The 15,000-nt window shown below is 57.6% G+C and carries 15 protein-coding genes, 1 tRNA gene and 1 pseudogene; 8 read left to right on the top strand and 9 right to left on the bottom strand.

All coding sequences use genetic code 11. The annotated features are described in order from the left end of the window. The first annotated feature begins 220 nt into the window (after nt 1-220). Together DEQ92_RS01515 and DEQ92_RS23145 are read left to right on the top strand one after the other, a co-directional pair. Entirely contained in the window at nt 221-1,567 is a 1,347-nt protein-coding gene (locus DEQ92_RS01515) for an ATP/GTP-binding protein (RefSeq protein WP_115820336.1), read from the top strand. Then, nucleotides 1,568-2,161 carry a hypothetical protein gene (locus DEQ92_RS23145; protein ID WP_147299468.1) on the top strand — a complete coding sequence of 198 codons (594 nt, stop codon included), beginning with the start codon at nt 1,568-1,570 and terminating at the stop codon, nt 2,159-2,161. Between the two features lie 209 nt (nt 2,162-2,370). Here DEQ92_RS23145 and DEQ92_RS23140 read toward each other — a convergent pair whose 3' ends face one another. Both DEQ92_RS23140 and DEQ92_RS01505 read right to left on the bottom strand, forming a co-directional pair. Then, a complete protein-coding gene (locus DEQ92_RS23140; RefSeq protein WP_147299467.1) occupies nt 2,371-3,219 on the bottom strand; it encodes a hypothetical protein in 849 nt (282 codons plus the stop codon). Nucleotides 3,220-3,478: 259 nt separating this feature from the next. Then, nucleotides 3,479-3,994: a CBS domain-containing protein gene (locus tag DEQ92_RS01505; protein ID WP_255564056.1), complete on the bottom strand. Its 516-nt coding sequence runs from the start codon at nt 3,992-3,994 to the stop codon at nt 3,479-3,481. A gap of 89 nt (nt 3,995-4,083) precedes the next feature. Here DEQ92_RS01505 and DEQ92_RS23135 point away from each other — a divergent pair, with 89 nt between their 5' ends. The 3 genes and pseudogenes from DEQ92_RS23135 (at nt 4,084) to DEQ92_RS01495 (ending at nt 5,837) form a co-directional block, all read left to right on the top strand. Beyond that, the gene (locus DEQ92_RS23135) at nt 4,084-4,755 is read left to right on the top strand and encodes a hypothetical protein (RefSeq protein ID WP_147299466.1); all 672 of its coding nucleotides are present in this window, start codon (nt 4,084-4,086) and stop codon (nt 4,753-4,755) included. 371 nt (nt 4,756-5,126) lie between these two features. Beyond that, a pseudogene (locus DEQ92_RS24515) lies at nt 5,127-5,291 on the top strand (HNH endonuclease); the annotation flags it as partial. Nucleotides 5,292-5,342: 51 nt separating this feature from the next. Continuing rightward, on the top strand, nt 5,343-5,837 hold the full coding sequence (locus DEQ92_RS01495; RefSeq protein WP_233516818.1) for a hypothetical protein: 495 nt from the start codon (nt 5,343-5,345) through the stop codon (nt 5,835-5,837). A 38-nt stretch (nt 5,838-5,875) separates the two neighbouring features. On the opposite strand, the gene DEQ92_RS01490 is transcribed toward DEQ92_RS01495, so the two are convergent. Beyond that, nucleotides 5,876-6,982: a site-specific integrase gene (locus DEQ92_RS01490; RefSeq protein ID WP_115820331.1), complete on the bottom strand. Its 1,107-nt coding sequence runs from the start codon at nt 6,980-6,982 to the stop codon at nt 5,876-5,878. A gap of 123 nt (nt 6,983-7,105) precedes the next feature. Next, a tRNA-Arg gene (locus tag DEQ92_RS01485) sits at nt 7,106-7,180 on the bottom strand. A gap of 94 nt (nt 7,181-7,274) precedes the next feature. Between DEQ92_RS01485 and DEQ92_RS01480 the strand changes: the two genes are divergently transcribed. The 3 genes from DEQ92_RS01480 to DEQ92_RS01470 all read left to right on the top strand — a co-directional run bounded on the left by DEQ92_RS01480 (nt 7,275) and on the right by DEQ92_RS01470 (nt 9,433). Next, nucleotides 7,275-8,129 carry a geranylgeranylglycerol-phosphate geranylgeranyltransferase gene (locus DEQ92_RS01480; protein ID WP_004977074.1) on the top strand — a complete coding sequence of 285 codons (855 nt, stop codon included), beginning with the start codon at nt 7,275-7,277 and terminating at the stop codon, nt 8,127-8,129. Nucleotides 8,130-8,316: 187 nt separating this feature from the next. Then, nucleotides 8,317-8,928, top strand: a complete 612-nt coding sequence (locus tag DEQ92_RS01475; protein WP_004977073.1) for a hypothetical protein — start codon at nt 8,317-8,319, stop codon at nt 8,926-8,928. 85 nt (nt 8,929-9,013) lie between these two features. Then, nucleotides 9,014-9,433 (top strand): CoA-binding protein, encoded by a 420-nt coding sequence (locus tag DEQ92_RS01470; RefSeq protein WP_115804821.1) that lies wholly within the window; start codon nt 9,014-9,016, stop codon nt 9,431-9,433. A gap of 51 nt (nt 9,434-9,484) precedes the next feature. On the opposite strand, the gene DEQ92_RS01465 is transcribed toward DEQ92_RS01470, so the two are convergent. From DEQ92_RS01465 to DEQ92_RS01445, 5 genes are all read right to left on the bottom strand, one after another. Further along, the gene (locus DEQ92_RS01465) at nt 9,485-10,465 is read right to left on the bottom strand and encodes a PLP-dependent cysteine synthase family protein (protein ID WP_004977071.1); all 981 of its coding nucleotides are present in this window, start codon (nt 10,463-10,465) and stop codon (nt 9,485-9,487) included. Between the two features lie 187 nt (nt 10,466-10,652). After that, nucleotides 10,653-10,991, bottom strand: a complete 339-nt coding sequence (locus DEQ92_RS01460) for a DUF5798 family protein (protein WP_004977070.1) — start codon at nt 10,989-10,991, stop codon at nt 10,653-10,655. A gap of 96 nt (nt 10,992-11,087) precedes the next feature. Beyond that, entirely contained in the window at nt 11,088-12,146 is a 1,059-nt protein-coding gene (locus DEQ92_RS01455) for an ABC transporter permease (protein ID WP_115804822.1), read from the bottom strand. Then, on the bottom strand, nt 12,139-13,998 hold the full coding sequence (locus DEQ92_RS01450; protein ID WP_115820330.1) for an ABC transporter permease: 1,860 nt from the start codon (nt 13,996-13,998) through the stop codon (nt 12,139-12,141). Before DEQ92_RS01450 ends, DEQ92_RS01455 begins: the two co-directional genes overlap by 8 nt. Next, nucleotides 13,995-14,987, bottom strand: coding sequence for an ABC transporter ATP-binding protein (locus DEQ92_RS01445; RefSeq protein WP_004977067.1), 993 nt, complete (start codon nt 14,985-14,987; stop codon nt 13,995-13,997). Before DEQ92_RS01445 ends, DEQ92_RS01450 begins: the two co-directional genes overlap by 4 nt. Between the last annotated feature and the right edge of the window lie 13 nt (nt 14,988-15,000).

Genomic DNA, 15,000 nt, shown 5'->3' with positions numbered 1-15,000 from the left:
GCTGTTTTGCAAGGGTGGTGAACACGTAGGGTCGTATGTGTCGGCTCTGTTGGAGCCCTCAGAACATGACCGGAATTTTGTGACACTACAAAGAGTGGATTAAACAAGACGTTTTTCTTTGTTTCGCGTCAAATGGATTAAGTCAGCAGCCCGTTGAACCTGCGTACAGTGAAAGGAGGGACAGGAATAAAAACCGTGCCGAAGAAACTACCTTTAACGAATGGTCCGGCTCACTAAACTTGACGTCAAGGGATTCAAGGGTATCCAGTCAATCTCGCTAAAGCCGGGTGGACTGAATATCATTACTGGTCGGAACAACGCCGGGAAAACATCGCTTCTGGAAGCTATTGCGGTGCTTTCAGACCCTACTACTCTAGAGAACTTCGGAGATTACGCCACAGCAGTTATTAATAAACAAGGAGAGGAGACATCTCTTCATGGTGAATATTGGCGCGAACAGCTCTCGCTCGATCAGTATGATGAGGAAGGACAACCAAGCGACCCACTTTCTCGGTCAGTGAAAATCCGCCAAGCTAACGACAAGGAAGTCTATGAAACAGCGATCAGCAGAATTAATCAAGACATTCCAGAAGAGACGGCCCAAGTAAGCCTATTCCCATTACGCCGTGGAAATTTGCATCTTCGTCAGGATGCACGTAAGAGCAATCATCCAGACGAGGTGGCCCTCGCAAAGATTCTACATGAAGCTCTTACAGATTCGTTGCTGTCGATACCTGAGGAAGAAATAATCGACCTACTTTCGGATGACGTTCTGGCTGTCAAGATTGAAGACCAACAAAGGTATCTATTTTCTGTTAGCCGAAGTTATCAAGAGATCATCCATCAGATCGTAGAGAGTGCTACTGAGACTCTACTTGATGATGAACGGATAGTTAGTGAAGCATCCGAGGTGGAGTCTGAATCTCAAGCCCTTTTTCGGCTAGTTGGCTCTGTATTTTCACCTAGAGGCCGAAAAAGAGTACAGCTTCTTGGTGGACCTTCCCCTACGGTGAGTGGGATTCATTATCTCGATGAGATTCCTACAAAGGCAGAGGAAATTGATTACGAAGATAACCCTGTCCGAGTAAATAGAGTTGAAAATTACCTTCAGAATCACGAAATTGTGGATTCTTTGGAGGATTTCTCGTTCACCGACCTTGTGTTTCAAAAGGGTGAAGATCAACCGTATGATGTTCCATTCCACTTCATGGGAGATGGGTTCAAAACTATTGTTGGTATCCTCTGGGAATTGTTTGATGAATCCAATGACGGTGATGTTCTCTTAATTGAAGAACCGGAACAGCATATGCATCCAGGGTATATAGAACAACTAACACGTACGCTAATTCAAATTTCAAAAGAGGAACGACTCCAGTTGTTCATTACAACACACAATACCGACTTCCTAGAGTCATTTATTTCCAAAGAGGTCCAGAATCAGTATGGTGAGTACCTACAAAATGAGTTCTGCCTTTTCCAACTATCAGAACCAATGAATCGATTCTTGTCCTACGAGGATGCAAAGGAGGATATGAATAACCTCAACTTGGATCTCAGAGGGCCATAGATGCAGGGGGATACGATCGTTCTTACTGAGGGAATCAATGACTTGGCCTTTCTTGAGGCGCTTCACACTCTATCTGGTGTGGAGGAATACTGTGACCGGTTCAATAATGAACAGAGTGATGAAACGCAGACGCAGCGGATACGTCAACATCGGATTGGCACCTCAATCTCTTATTTATACAAATGTGAAGGAGGGCGGTCAGAAGTAGAGAAGATTTACGCTCGTGAAGGACCCTCAATTGGAGAGAAAGGCTTGCGAACAGTACTGATGCTCGATATGGACGATGATACTAGTTTTGGCTCTGTGCTAGACAGTCTGAACAGTTCTTTGTGGGAAGAATGGGGGAATAGAGTTTCATTAGCCGCGAACGGAAATACGAAATTCACAAACGATTTCATAATTAAAGAATGTTTGTTGGAGGGGAACGGCGAAATATTCGATGAACCCACAATCATTACGTTCTATAATGATATGGAAACAGCGACTGGTATGTCCTATGGAGTATCACCCAGTAAGAAAAAACAACAAGCTGAACAATATTTCAGAGATCATCCAGACGAAGCAGAGGCGCTTATTGACGCATTGTATTCGTAAAAACACTGAATAATCCAGCTGCTTACTGCTCGGTTTGTATTGGTCCAGCAATTTCATCTACGCCTCACTTTGATGGATTCGCGCCCTGTATTCAGCACGGCCTCAACGAACTATCAATGATAATGGGTTGTCAACAGAGTCTATGTGCCCTTTAAATATGGACTCGTAACAACGTATTTGATGAGAGGCTTGTACTGTGAAGGAGACAGTCAGTTACAATCCTCTAATTCACTGAATCGCATTCTCATCGTGTGAATCAGTGCCTTGTTCGTCGTCTTCCTCATATATTCTAAGGACGGTATTTCAAAATCCGTTTGTTGAAGCAAACCAGGGACGTCGCCCTTGTCTGGATGCTTCAGTCGATTAACTGCTCTTCTCCATCTATCAGCATCATCTTCAGTCATGTCCGTGACTTCAGCAATGCGTGTAACCGGTTTGGATCGACGTCCTGAGCATAAGACATTCTCACAGACAAAGAACAGATTTGACATTGACGTCCAGAGAGAAGAACTCAGTGCGTCATCGTACATATGCAGACCTACTCGTATGTCCATATCTTCGTCTGACTCAATCTGAGTTGATCTGAACGTCCGAACCATCTCGTAGATTTCTTCGATAGACTCAGACACCTGTACCTGCTGTGGAATTTCATTCATCGTCAATAGAGCAAGTGGGAAACTTCCACGCGACAAGTCACCTCGATATTCTAATGCGTCTCGTCTAACCCTGTACGCCCCACTAACTGTCTGTCCAGGATCCTGTGAAAATGAAACAGGAGCATCGATACAGAGATTTAGAGCCAATAGTAGGTCAAAAATATCAGCGTGATCTCTCAGTGCTGGATTAAGATTCTCTAACAGTCCATCCGTTATAATCCACCAATGACGGTTAGGGTTTTCAACCGCCATAGGAACTTTCACCTTTCTCCCGTGTTCAATTACGGTCTTACCTTGAAGTCCCTCTTCATACCTCCATACAGGTACTTCGTCAGTCTGTTTGAATTGAACTCTACTTCCAGGAGACGTGATCTCATTCACCTCTTCAACTTTGTCTTCCACATATGATTCGAGGCCGGTATTCTGTTGGCTTAGAGGTCGTAGAAATGCAGGAACATAGTGCATGGTCTGGTATTCGTAACAATCCTCGTAAAACCTCAGGTTGGTAACAACTCTATTCAGATGGGGGTAGCAAAATTAGCGGCGCGTAGGTTCCTATGTAGCAGAGGTATATCCCGTAAATAAGACGTCCGTATGATCGATTATCCCCTTAAATACACTCTCGTAACAACGTATCTACTGAGGGCAAAGGTATCTGTGGTCAGATCAAGTCTGCTGTTGTGATTATACCAATCACGTCTTCTGAATCTTTTACTAGCAAAGCACCTACTCCATCGAATAGTAATCCTCTCACAGCATTCTCACTCGTACCTTTGTTTATCTGAATAAATGGTTCGTCCATAATCTCACCAATCTGTCTGTCGTGGTTGCTATTGTCTGCTAACTCTCTTTCTGAGATACTACCTACAATCAATCCATCCTCGTCTTTGACAGGCATCTGTGAGAATGCATTTTCACGCATATACAATGCAGTATCACGATGTGAATCAGATGTCTGTGCATACGCAACATTACCTGTCATCAAGTCTTCTGCCGTCTCAGAATTCTCCCTCTCAGCATCGGTAACCACTCTCCAGACTTTGTATACAGTGCTGTAGTTCGCATTACTGAATGTCCGTTCCATACGATTCAACGTCGACTTTGAGATACCAGCTTGGTGTGCCACAGATTTCTGCTGTAACTGTAATCTCCGACGTTTGTTCCTAAGTTGTCGCATCAACGTCTCATAGTCCAGTAATTCCATAGTTTACTGAGACGCAACGAGATTGATTAAAAGTACACTACAAGTCAACCCGTATCGTCGGTATGTCCAAAGGACATAACGTAGACAAACAGAACTGGATAGAATCGAGCTCGGACCAATACATAACTCGATGGGACAAACCTGATGAGCCATTGTACTGTGGCCCAGGATCATCCGTACACTCTCCTGCAGACGACGTCAGTAGTGGAACAAAGATAGGTACATACGATACTCCGGCAGCTACTACCATGGACTATAGTGGTCCTGAATTCGATGACAACTATTGGGGACGCTTAGATCAGTGGCACAACGGTAATGCCCCAAACTGGGATGGATATGGACAAGAGAACCACGAGAATGCTGCAGACAAGTTCCATAGAATCGACAAGGGGCGTATCGCAGAAGCAGTGTGTAGTGCCCTTGATCTCAATGTTGGTGAGACAGGAAGGGTCGTGTACGAAGCCACAAAGATGAATTATAGTCAGTTTGGCTATCATCGGGCTATGGAGAGAGTTATACTCGGAATCATTGCGGTGGTTGTAGAAGACAGGAGAATTCAGCGTGGTGCAGATCTCTATACTGCATCAATACAACGCCATGAAGCGTTCAAATCGCTCATGACGAAGTTTGGTATTGATAGCAAGGACCTGAATCTCATCAAGCGGATAGTGAGACGACAGATCTCTGGATCAGACCATGGTGCTGGAATATTCAATGAGTGTGTTGCAGCATGATCCTTCACGAAATACGTTGTTACGAGAGGATATTTAAAGAAGAACTGTTGGAGGTAACAACGTAGGACGCAGAACAATTTTCTCTGAACAGATGGACCACCCAATGGTCCTGCCATATCATGCGTATTATGCGATGATCCTCTCAGACGCACCAGAATCGCCTGTGGTACATTTCACTCTTCTAGAATGCGATTCTACGTTTATACACATGGAACGCAACACGGAGGATCGTGTGGCCCTACAATCGTGTATTTGGCAGAAGTTCAGAAAGATCGTAAACTCTATTGTGGTATTACACAGTACAGAATAATTCGCTCGAAAGTTGGATACGTACTAAGAACCTCTACAGATATAGACAAGGACTTGATAAGATGGTTTCACGCCACGTTCCGTTAGCCGTCCGAAGGGAGTTACGGCAAGAAGCAAACTTTGGATGTGCATACTGTGGAACGCCTCTAATCCAATACCACCACATTGTCCCATTTAGTGAGGAAAAGCACCACGATCCTGAGCGAATGATCGTCCTTTGTCCCAATTGCCATTCAGAGGCAGATGCAGGGACTATCAAGCGTGAACGATTGTACGAGATGAAAGACAGTCCATACATATCAGACAAAGTAGAACATGGGTTCTATTTTGAATCAAGCAAACCCGTAATCAAATACGGTGGTCTTTGGCACAAGATTACAAACCCAAATCAGAAGCAGGCATCGGTTCTGAGAATCCGTGGCAAAGATATTATCACGATATATTTTGAAGACAATATTTTGACGTTTGATATTGCTTTTTACAATGCGAAAGGAGATCAAATCGCGGGAGTGGAAAAAGGAGACTGGTGGGCAGATACAGAGAAATTGTGGGATATGGAGTATAAAAAGAAGGCATTAACCTTGGCAAGTAGGTCACATGGTCTTGGTTTGGAAATCGAATATGATACAGACGAAGATCTGGTGAATATCCTGGGAAAGTTTTTCTACAAAAATAGATTGGTCGAGTTATACACAGATAGAACGGTCGTGAATCAAAGCACGATTCTCTCAAACCATGCCACTGCAGGAGCCGGTGGAGTAAGTGTAAAATAATTAAGCTTTTGTCACAATAACAACATCATCAAAACAGATTACCCCATACGTTCCAATGCCTTACGTCGATCTTCGACAGGAGTATTGTCATACTTCATCGTCGTCTGTACGCTCCTATGTCGCAACTGAGCCTGTGCAGAAGCAAGACCATCCTCTCTGCTTAGATACGTGCCTGTCGAGTGTCGTATAACGTACCACGACATTTTACGATTCTCGGTAGGTATCTGTGCAATCTCACAGAGCTTCTGGAGTAGGTACTTGAGACTGTGACTCTGGTACGGATTACTCTCTCTTGTGAGCCATAAGACGTCCGTATCAGCGTACTTCTCGTACAGTCGACGTTCCTCTATCCACCGGCCTAATGCCTCTGCAGTACGGTCCTGTAGACTCACAACCCAGTTCTCTTCGTTCTTACTGGACTCTGAGGCAGGAATCCTCAGTACAGCATTGTCGACGTCAACCCACGAGACTCTTGCACGGGCTACCTCGATAGGTCGTAGTCCTGCGTCCAGCGACGTCCACACTAACGACGTTATCTTGAAACTGTTTGCTCTGTCAAAGTCCTGCTTCCCTATGTCGGTGATTGGTTTTCTGAATCTGTGTGCGAGGTATCGTTTCCATTCACGGCGTTCTTCTGGAGACAGAGCATTGTAATGTGGAACACTACCATACTCTAATGCTGCTTCACGAATCTTGCTACGTTCCTCTCGCGTAAGGTAGTCCCTCGGTTGCTGTGGCCCACCATCCTGTGCAAAGGATACTGTTGGTTCCCATGGATCATCACCAAACTGTGCTGCTCTCCAACGCCAATACATCTTCAGCGTCTTTGTGAGGTTGTTCTTATGCGTAGCAGAATGGTCACTATAGGCTAATTCATTGACGTAGTCGTTAGTGTGTTCGTGAGTAATCGCCGTTGAGTAGCTATGTTCGTGTGTCCACACCCACCTGTAGAACGTATCAAGATTCGTCGCACGTCGGTTCGCAGTCGTCCAAGCGTACCCCTCAGCACGCTCTGGATTCTTACCGACATATAACATCCACTTGATGAGCTGCGTACGATGATGCCGGTAATCGACAATCTGCCTCTCATTGAGTCGTGCGACAGATGGTGATGGGACGAGGGTGATACCCTCTATAGTGGTCATAAGTCCATCACGTCCCTATAATCGACAGACGTCTCTGCGATAGTCCTATTCGTTCAATGTTGATAGCCGTCTGGTTCATTGTGGTTCACCCACGTAGACCAGAGAAAACCGATAGACCTCGTATGGGCGCTGCAGGATTTGAACCCACGGCAACTTGGTCCGAAGCCAAGCACTCTGTCCAGACTGAGCTAAGCGCCCTACATGACTTCGTCTGTCGTGGATTGTTTTAAATGGATTGATTCGAGGCGGCAACTCCGCGCGATTTATACCCGACCTCCGAACAGTACGGGGTATGTCTCTCGGTACGCGAGCGCGCGGGTTCGCCGAACTCACCCGACCGGGAAACGCCGTCGCCGCCGGCGTCCTCACGTTCACCGGGGCGTTCGTCGCCGGGGCGTCCCCGAGCGACGCGCTCGTCGTCGTCGCGGCGATGCTCGCCACCGTGTTCGCCACGGGCGCGGGTAACGCCATCAACGACTACTTCGACCGCGATATCGACCGCATCAACCGCCCCGACCGGCCGATTCCGCGCGGCGCGGTGACCGCGACCGAGGCGAAGTGGTTCAGCGTCGCGCTGTTCGGCGGGGCGGTCGTCTCGGCGTTCGTCCTCCCGGTCGTCGCCATCGCCATCGCCGTCGTCAACCTCGTCGCGCTCCTCGCGTACACGGAGTTCTTCAAGGGTCTCCCGGGTGTCGGCAACGTCGTCGTCGCCGCGCTCACCGGCTCGACGTTCCTCTTCGGCGGCGCGGCCATCGGCGAGCCGTTGGGCGCGGTCGTCCTCTGTGTACTCGCCGCGCTGGCGACGCTGACCCGCGAAATCGTCAAAGACGTGGAGGACATCGGCGGCGACAGGGAAGAGGGACTGCGGACGCTTCCCATCGTCGTCGGCGAGAAGGCGTCGTTGTGGCTCGGCGCGGTCGTCTTGGTCGTGGCCGTCGCCGCGAGCGCGGTGCCGTTCGTCTGGGGCGGGTTCGGGCTGGCGTACCTCGGAATCGTCGCCCCCGCCGACGCGGTCATGCTCGCGGCCGCGGTTCGGTCGTTCGCCGACCCGGCCGCGGCGCAGCGCCGACTCAAATACGGGATGTTTTTAGCGGCGTTCGCCTTCATCGTCGGACGGGCGACGGCGCAGACTGGAGGAACCATATAAATGTATGCGGACGAACAATCGGTCGGATTCCGGGGAACGCGCCGACGAGCGGGGAGCGTTCTATCCGCCAATCAAAAAGAATATTACCGGCTCACCGCATGGTCGTACTATCCGATGACCCTCGGCGAGCGGAAGCGTCACGCGATTGCGTTCCTCGGAGTCGATACCGTCGAACCGAGGTACCCGCATGTATAAGCTAGGCGCTGACCTCGACGTCGAGGTCGAACCGGGCACGAACCTCCTTCTCGTCGGGCCGCCGCTGACCGGCAAGCGCTCGCTGGCGCTCGACATCCTCGCCGAGGGCACCCGAAACGGCGAGGGCGCGGTTATCGTCACGACCAAAGACGGCGCGGACCGCATCCTCAACGACTTCGGCAAGCGACTCGACTACGAGGGCAAACCCGTCGCAGTCGTCGACTGCGTCACGAAACAGCAGGGCGTCGGCGAGGTCCGCGACGACGAGCGAATCCGATACACGTCGTCGCCGGTCGACATGACCGGAATCGGAATCAAGCTCTCGGAGATTCTCCAGGAGTACTACCAGGACCGCGGTCTGCCGGAGAACCGCATCATGCTCCACTCGCTGTCGACGCTCCTGATGTACGCCGACCTCCAGACCGTCTTCCGGTTCCTCCACGTGTTCACCGGCCGCATCCAGAGCGTCGGCGGCCTCGGCCTGTTCACCATCGACGCCGACGCCCACGACGACCGGACGATGAACACCATCAAACAGCTCTTCGACGGCATCATCACGACTCACGAGGACGCGCCGCCGGACATCCGCATCGCGGACCACTAAGTCGTATCCCCGATTCCGGACTGGGACGGTGGCCGCGCCGCACAGCCGCCCGAGATTTTTATCCGCAGCCGGTCACGTCGTAGGTATGCCCATCACCAGCGACGACGACATCCGCGGGCTGTTCGACGCCGAGACCATCGCGGTCGTCGGCTGTTCGGCCACGCCCGGCAAGCCCGCCCACGACGTCCCGGCGTACATGCAGCGCCACGGCTACCGCGTCGTTCCGGTCAACCCCTTCCACGACGAAATCCTCGGCGAGACGGCGTACGACTCGCTCGCCGACGTGGACGAGAAAATCGACCTCGTGGACGTGTTCCGGCCGTCCGAGGAAGCGGGCGACATCGTCGATGCCGCGATCGAGCGCGCCGACGCCCGCGGCGACGTGGCGGCCGTCTGGCTCCAACTCGGCATCAGCGACGACGACGCGGCCGCCCGCGCCGAGGAGGCGGGGCTCTCGTTCGTCCAGGACAGGTGCTTCAAGGTCGAACACTCGCGGCTCGCCTGAGCGGACGGCGGGGCGACGAGTCGGCCTGAGACGGCCGCTGAACCGCCGTTTTCACCCTTCCCACGACTCGAAGTCGCCGTAGACGCCCTTCGAGAGGTATCGCTCCGAGGAGTCGGGGAAGACGGTGACGACGGCGTCGTACGGGAGGTCGAGGTCGCCGGCGGCGGCGCGCTCGGCCACGTCGACGGCGGCCAGCGAGTTGGCGGCGGCGCTCGACGCGACGAGGTGGCCCTCCTCGGCGGCGAGGCGCTGCATCTCGTCGTGGGTGTCGCGGTCGGCGATTTGGACGATTTCGTCCACCAGCTCGGGGTCGAACAGCTCGTTCGTCGCGGGGTCGTGCGTCCCGATACCCTCGGTCTTGTACGACGCCTCCGCCACGTCGCGGCCGTGGAGCCGGGCGTAGAGCGAGCCCTCGGGTTCCACCGCGGTGACGAACGTGTCCTCGTGGTGCTCGCGGCCGTACCGCGCCATCCCCATGAGCGTGCCCGCGGTGCCGCAGCCGGCGACGAGCGCGCCGACCTCGCCGTCGAGGGCGTCGTAAATTTCGGGCGCGGTCGTCTCGTAGTGCGCCTCGGGGTTGAGCGGGTTTGAGAACTGCTGAGGGACGACGGCGTCGTCGAGTTCGTCGGCGAGCTTGTGCGCGCGGTCGATAGCGCCGCCCATCCCGTCTTCGGTGGGCGTGTTCACCACGTCGGCACCGAGCGCGCGCATGAGCGTCTGTTTTTCCACGCTGAACCGCTCGGGGACGACGAACACCGCGCGGATACCGAGCTGTCCGGCCGCGACGGCGAAGCCGATGCCGGTGTTGCCGGCGGTCGGCTCGACGATGGTGCCGCCCTCGGGGAGTGCGCCCGATTCGAGCATCCGTTCGAGCATGTACGTCCCGATGCGGTCCTTGACGCTCGCGCCCGGGTTGAACGATTCGAGCTTCGCGTAGACGGGCACCTCGTCGGGCGACGCGTGGACTCTGACGAGCGGCGTCTCGCCGACGGCGTCGAGCACCGAGTCGAGGGGGTCGCGGTGCGTGGTCATACGTGGGCAAAAGTTGCCCCTGGCCCTGAACGTTTTCATCCCGGTTCGTCCCCTCGTCGGCGGGCGACTCGCGGCCGGAGCGACTGACGCCGGTCGAAAACAAAGCGTCGTCTTCGGGACTGGCGGCGGGGCTGCGGCGGGGACGGGATGTCGAAAGAGAACGGAGAGAGACGGAGGGGCGGTCGGATTACGCTTCGTCGGTGGTGTCGCTCGATGCGTCGGCATCGGCGTCGGACGCGTCGGCGGTCGCCTCGGTGTCGTCTCCGGCCGAGCCTTCCTCGGCTTCGGAGATGTGCGCCTGCGCGATTGCGGCGTCGAGGTCGACGCCCTGTTCCTCCGCGATGGCTTCGAGAATCGCCCGCTGTTCGGCGTTCTCGGCTTCGAGTCGGTCGACGCGCGACTTCGTCTCGTTGACCGTCTCGCGGACCTCGACGACCTGCTCGCGCAGTTCGTTGAGCTTCTTGTACACGTCTTCGGCCATCTCTGCGACCTTCTGGAGCTTCTTCGCGGTGCCTCCGAGTGCCATGTGTCGCCTCTCGGACTCGGGGCTTGTACGACTTCCGGTGCGGTGTCACAGGGAGGGCGGGCGGGAACGCCGAGCGCGGAACTGAGAGACGGGGCCTCAGCCGAGTTCGTTCGGGTCCACCCGGTCGACGACGAACCGGAGGCCGACGAGCGCGACGACGCCGACGAAGACGAGCCCCGCGACGGCGACTTTCGCGCCGACCCCCGCCGTCCCGAGCGCCAGCCGCGCGGCCGTGTTCGCGGGGCTCAATGGAAGGAGCGACGTGCCCGCGAAGACGAGGAGCACGCCGATGGAGTACAGGAGTTGGGCGACCCGGCGGTCGGGCGAGGTAATCGCCACCGCCGCGCCGAGCGTGACGACGACGGCCGAGAGCCCGGCGACCATGCCGAACAGCCACGGGACGCTCTCGATGGTCGACCCGTTCAGTTGGAGGAGGAGCATCCACGCCACCGCCTGCACGGGTGCCAGCCCGCCGGCTGCGAGGAGCTTTCCGTCGACGACGGCCGCGAAGCTCACGGGCGCGACCCGCAGGAGTTCGAGCGTCCCGCGGGCCACCTCCTCCGTGAGCGAGTCGACCACCAGCGACCCGGAGATGAACACGGGCAGGAACAGCAACAGCGGGACGAGCACCGTGTAGGTGAAGCCGAAGTACGGGCTCGAATCCGCCGCCGGCGGGAGTGACAGCGGGTCCGTGGCGAGGAACGCGCTCCGCTCCGCGCGTTCGTTGCGCTCCAGTTCGCGGAGCGCGTCGCGGAGGCGGGTGACGACCGCCGTCGTCTCCACGCCCGTGTCGGGCGCGACCGCCGCGACTCGTATCCTGCCGTCCTCGCCCGTAGACGCCTCTAAGACGGCATCGACCTGCCGTTCTTGGAACGCCGTCATCGCGGCCGACGTGGACGAGTACGGCCGCCCGCTGAGTCCGTCTTCGGTCCCGACGGCGCGAAGCAGGTCCTCGACGGCCTCCTCGTCGCCCGTGACGGCCACGTCCACCTGATAGCTCGCCGCGCCGGGGTCGTACAGCGAGACGAGCCCGACGACGAGGAACGACGAGAACGCCGCGACGAACAGCTGGATGGCCAGCGCCAGCACGATGGTCTTTTCCTTGCGGAGACTGCCGAGTTCGCGCCGGGCGATGGCGAGTCGCGGGCTACCCAAGGGCGCTCACCACCTGGAGGTTGTAGACGAGGTGAATCGCGATTGCGCCCGCGAGCGCGACCCCGTAGGCCGAGCGCCCCCGACTCGCCCCGAAGGCGGTCACGCTGGCGGTCACCGCGTGGAGCGCCAGCGGCGCGAGGAACAGGCCGAGCACGACGAGGGCGCTCACGCCGGTCCCGTCGCCGATACCGACGCCGGAGGGCGCGAAGGCGGTCTGCCCGAGCGTGAGCGACTGCAACCCGGCGAGTTGGGCGATGGCGGTGAACTTCTCGCCGACGAAAAAGCCGAGGCCGGAGAGCCCGCCGAGGACGAGCGACGACCGGAGCGTCCGGGAAAAGCGCGCCTTCTCGAAGGCGGCGAGGACGTGGAGGCTCTTGGCCAACTCCTCGATGACCGCGACCGCGAGGAGAATCATCGGGACGGTCAGGTCCACCGGGAGGACGAACAGCACCGCGATGGCCAGCAGTTCGGCGATGAAGACGAACGGAATCGACAGCGCCGAGAGGGTCGCCACGGAGCGCGCCCGCGAGATGCGACTGTCGAGCGCGTCGAGGAACTTCAGCGGGACCGGCCGCTGGGTGAACATGTCCTCCTCGCGGTAGACGCCGACGCCGAGGAGGAACAGCACGCCCGCGGCGAGGAGAATCGGCCCGACCGAAAACAGGAACTCGCCGAGCGGAATCGACTCGCCGGCGAGGTCGCGGACGACGAGCGTCAGCGGCGAGATGAGCGCGATGGGCGTGACGTTCGTGAAGATGGCCGGGACGAACGTGTACGTCGTCAGGAACACCGACACCGTCACCGTGACGAACGTGAGTTCCTTGAACGAGCGGGCGAACATCGCGCCGACGAACGTCGACGCGAGAAACAGGAGGCCGATGGGGACGACCGCCGCCACCGAGACGACGCCGCCGCCGACCGCGGCCGCGATGGCGATAGTTATCGCGACCGTGCCGAGCAGGTACGGGAGCGTCTTGCCGGCGACAATGTCGCCCGGCGAGATGGGCGCGACGAGGAGCAGTTCGCCGCGGCGGTTGATGCGCTCGTTGAGGATGCTCGACCCGTAGGCCTGAATCACGAAGTTCATCGGCACGAGGAAGGCGAATGCGAGGACGAGCGAGGCGAAGGGGAACGGCGGGCTGATGCTCGCCGGCGACCCGCTGGTGTCGCCGCCGAAGAGGCTCGCCATCCCGCCGAACGACGGGGCGTCGACGCCGCCGTCGTCGGCCGCGGCGGCGTCCGAAGCGTCGGGTCCGTCGGCGGCCGAGTCACCCGCGGTGTCGCCGCCGGTGGTTCCGCTTCCGGTTCCGGCGTCGGTTCCGCCCCCGCCGCCGGTACCGGCGTCACCGCTCCCACCTGCGCCGCCGTCGACGCGGCTTCCGGCCGGGACGAGCGCGGCGCGCTCGCGGTACTGGAGGTCGACGACGACCGGGAACGCCGCGGACTGGTTCTCCTCGCGGGCCATCTGTCGCTCGTTGTACGACTGGACCGCGTCGCGGAACGCGCTGTAGGCGGCCCGACCGGTCTGCGTGTCCGCGACCGAGATGTGCGTCTCGCTGACGACGAGTTCGACGTTCGGGTCCGAGACGGGTCGCGGGTCGAGCGTGGACGACTGGTCCACGGCGTCGTAGTAGGGACTGTCGCCGGCGATGCCGACGCGGTAGAGGTCGCGGTCGAGCGCGACCCCGCCGCCGGCCGCCCCGGCCGCGATGCCGCCGGCGACGAGGACGGCGACCAGTCCGATAACGGCGGTCCGGCGGTCGAGCGTCCCCGCCGAGCGCGACACCTCCCAGCGGGCGATTCGGAGAACGGTCCGGGCGTGTGCGACCAGTCGCGTTCGGAGGTCGGTCACGACTGCCCGTTACCTCCGGGGGCGCGCTGTCCGTGCTCACCGGCGACGCCCTCCCCGCCAGCGGCCCGTCCGCGACCGCCCTCGGCCTCGCTCGTCGTCGGCGCTTCGCGGGCGAGTCGGAGGAAGATGTCCTCCAGCGACGCCTCGTCGGTTCGGATGTCGGCGACGCGGCCGCCGGCGGCCTCGGCCGCCTCGCGGAGCGACTCGACGGCCGCCATCTCGTCGACGACGGCGACGTGGCGCTCCTCGCCTTCGCCTCCGACCTCGTCGTCCGCGGGCAGGGTCTCCGGGAGCGGTACGGTCGTGAAGACGCGGTAGGTCGTCTCGCCGTGTTCCGCGCGAATCTCGGGGACCGTCCCGCGGGCGATGATTTCGCCGCGGTTCATGATGACCACGCGGTCGCAGATGGACTCGACGTGAAAGAGGTTGTGCGCGCTGAAGACGACGGTCTTGTCCTCGTCGCGGAGCTCGCGGACGAACTCCAAGACGACGTTCGTCGTCAGGGGGTCGAGGCCGCTGGCCGGTTCGTCGTAGATGAGCAGGTCGGGGTCGTTGACGAGCGACCGGGCGATGGCGACCTTGCGCTTCATCCCCTTCGACATGTCGCCGAGCCGGCGGTCGCGGTATTCGAGGTCGAGGCGGTCGAGCACCGCGCCGGTTCGCTCGTCGGCCACGTCGCGGGGCACGTCGTAGAGGTCGGCGAAGAATCGGAGGTACGACCGCGCGGTCATGTCCTCGTACAGCGGCGACTCCTCGGGGAGAAAGCCGAGTTTGCGCCGCATCGCCGGCTCCTCGGGGTCGTATCCGAGCACCGACGCCGACCCGCCGGTCGGTTCGACGAGCCCGGCGAGCATCTTCAGCGTCGTCGTCTTCCCCGCGCCGTTGGGGCCGACGATGCCGAACACCTCGCCCGACTCGACCGAGAAATCGCTTCCCACGACGGCGGGGAAGTCGCCGTAGGTCTTCCGCAGGTTCTCGACCGTAATCATTGAGAGACCTTCA

Origin of the sequence: Haloferax sp. Atlit-6N (genome assembly GCF_003383195.1) — an archaeon.
GTDB lineage: Archaea > Halobacteriota > Halobacteria > Halobacteriales > Haloferacaceae > Haloferax > Haloferax gibbonsii.
The sequence above is the reverse complement of the archived record's forward strand: the minus strand, read 5'-3'. Positions and strand labels throughout refer to the sequence as shown.